Source organism: Roseiarcus sp. (assembly GCF_052145395.1).
Lineage (GTDB): Bacteria > Pseudomonadota > Alphaproteobacteria > Rhizobiales > Beijerinckiaceae > Roseiarcus.
The window spans coordinates 1-2,555 of record NZ_JBKQOT010000206.1 but is presented as its reverse complement, the minus strand read 5'-3'; the positions used below and the strand labels follow the sequence as shown (position 1 = coordinate 2,555).

General features: G+C 66.2%; 3 protein-coding genes. All 3 read right to left on the bottom strand.

All coding sequences use genetic code 11. From position 1 onward, the window contains the following. Nucleotides 1-365: hypothetical protein (locus ACLP25_RS07060; RefSeq protein WP_442468506.1), on the bottom strand; the 365-nt coding region annotated here is incomplete at its 3' end. 246 nt (nt 366-611) lie between these two features. Continuing rightward, complete coding sequence (locus ACLP25_RS07055) at nt 612-1,160, bottom strand: hypothetical protein (RefSeq protein ID WP_442468505.1); 549 nt, start codon at nt 1,158-1,160, stop codon at nt 612-614. A 618-nt stretch (nt 1,161-1,778) separates the two neighbouring features. Beyond that, entirely contained in the window at nt 1,779-2,354 is a 576-nt protein-coding gene (gene terL, locus ACLP25_RS07050; protein WP_442468504.1) for a phage terminase large subunit, read from the bottom strand. Between the last annotated feature and the right edge of the window lie 201 nt (nt 2,355-2,555).

Genomic DNA, 2,555 nt, shown 5'->3' with positions numbered 1-2,555 from the left:
GCGCGCTCGGCGCCGGCGAGGACGTCCTCGGCCTCGCCGACCTCCCGGGCGCGAACCTTGAGCGCCCGTTCGAGGACCCCGACCGCGGCCTCCGCCGCGTCAGCCTTTTGCCGGCGCGCCGAATCGCGGTGGACGAGCAGGTCGAGGTCGGCGAGGTCGCGGGAAACCTCGTCGCCGTCGCCTGAGGCCCGGGCCTCGGAGAGCGCGCGATTCTCCTTGGCGAGACGGTCGGCGACCGCCGCGTGGGCCATGTGCGCGGCCGCCAGCGCCTGGGCGGCGGCGTCACGCGCCTCGATCGCGGCCCCCAGGACTTCCCTTTCCTTTGACCGCGGCGCGGTCGAGAAAGGCTCTGAGCTGGACGTCATTTGTGCTGCTTTTTGGCCCACTTCGATTCCTCCATGCTTCGAGCCCATCACGCGCCTCCCGCGGAGGGCGCGCCTGATCGCGGTTCCACTTCTGCCCAGCCGCCTTGCACAGGCCCGCGAAGGCGACGATTCGCTGCTTCGTTCGGGCGGTGCGCTTGCTCCCCACGAGCTACCTCAACCATGCGGCCAGCCCGGCGACGAACAGGACCCGCCAACGGCCATCGCGAATGTCGTCGGATCCATTGTTCAGCGCCCGCCGGAGCCGTAGTCGAAAGTCCCCACGGCGGCGTTGGAAGGAAAGCGATCGAAATACGAAGAGCCGCGAGCGTCCTGTCCGAGCTTTGATCCGCCCGGGGTTGGTCGGCCGCGGAACGGAGGGGGCATGTCCTGTGCGCCTTCCTCGGGCGAGGGGGCCTCCTGGCGCGGGTCATCCGCAGGGCTTTCCTCGCCGCCCTCACCCAGCGCTTGAATCATCTGCTGGAGCCGCTGATAGTCCTCGGGTGACAAGCGGCTTTTCAAAAAGACCTTAATGGCGTCGAGGCCGTCGTCCTGGTCCGCGCCTTCACCCCAATCGCCGTCGCGCTCCTTCCTGAGGTTGAAGTTCTGTTTGCTGCCGGGGATCAGGTCTGGGCTTCCGGGGCTGCGCCGGTTGGTCAGCTCGCCTTGCTCTTGGTCGCGTCCATAGCGCGAGTCATAGGCGACCCCCGCGCCGGCCATCATGGCGCGCGCTGCGGTCGCGCCGAACCGGCTCGTCCATGTTTTACGGACCTCGTCCAAGTCGATAAGCTTCGTCATTGTTATTACTCCTTTCACGATACTGTGCCTATACTTATGACCCCGAGACGCGCCATAGCCGACGGCCGTAGGGGTTGTAGTTCTCGCCGTCTAAATCCGCCCATTCCTTAGCCTTGGCCGCCCTTTCAGCCTTCCTGACCGCCTCCAGCGCCGCCTTGAAGGGCGGGTCGCCGTCCCGCACCACCTGGAATCACCGCTCCGCCAGCATGTGAGCATCCCCGCCTTGCGAAGCTCGCGAGGGTCGACGCCGTCGCGCTCGCAGCGCCTTCGCGTCTTTCGGAGGCGCCGCATCGGGCTGTCGCCATACCTCGCTCGGAGATACTGCTCGCGGGCCGCCGCGGTAGCCTCGAGACCCTGCTCGTCGATCCACTCCAGCATGCGCGGAACATCAATCGGAACCAGCTGGATCATGACGCCCTGGTCTTCGAGCTCGCGGTTCTCACGATCGAAAGCGGCGAGGTATTCCTCATACGGAGGCAGGCGCTCCTTCTTGGGCAGGCCTGCGGCCTCGATCGCCTTCCGCAGCCAACGCCAGCCATCAGGCGAGTATCGGGGCCGGCCGACGCGATTTTCCATCATCAGCCTCCGCGACCCCGCACCCTCAAATACGACAATGGCTCAGCGCCCTGCGAGTTGCGTCCCCAGGCGCGGCGGCCGCCGTGGCGCAGGAGGGCGGGATTGATCGTCATCGGGAAGCTTGGCGCTGGACCCGGAGATCTCCATGAACGCCCGCGACGACGCATCGACCTGGTCGTCGAACCGCCCGTTGGGGAAGCTCTTGAGCTCGTCGCGGTACGCGGCGACCCAGCCGCCGCCGGCGAGCGCGACGTTGCCGACGTTAACCTGCGCCGCGAACGGCCTCGCGCGGGTCGCCTTGTCGCCAGTCTCGGGACTCGCCGCGATATCGAAGCCGACGAGCAACCGCGTAAGCGACAGCGCCTGGTGCACGCCGGCCTGTCCGGGGTCCTTGGGCAGCGACACCTTGACCGATCGCCCGTCCGCCGTCGCCGTCTCGAGAATCTTGTCCTCGACCACGTCGGGCGTGCCGCGAAAGCGCAGCACGTGCTCGACGACGTACTTGTTGCCGCGCGTGCGCCCAAGCCTCACGCCGACCGTCCAGTCGCCGTTGCGCGCGCCGGCCAGGTCCCACGCCCGCACCTGTTCGACGACGTCGGACACGTCCTTGATCGGCATGTTGTCAACCAGGAAGAACTCGCCCGTTTCGGGTTACGTGGTCATTGCTTTCCTCCCGTTATGACTGCGGCGCTTCGTCACTTGCTCAATTTCATTAGCTCATTCTGTCTGCGGTTTCGTGTGTCGTCCCAGCACTAGTGTCGCGCTTCCTTGAAGTCGAATCGTATTCGTGAATCAAACATCCCTGCTGTTTTGAAGCAT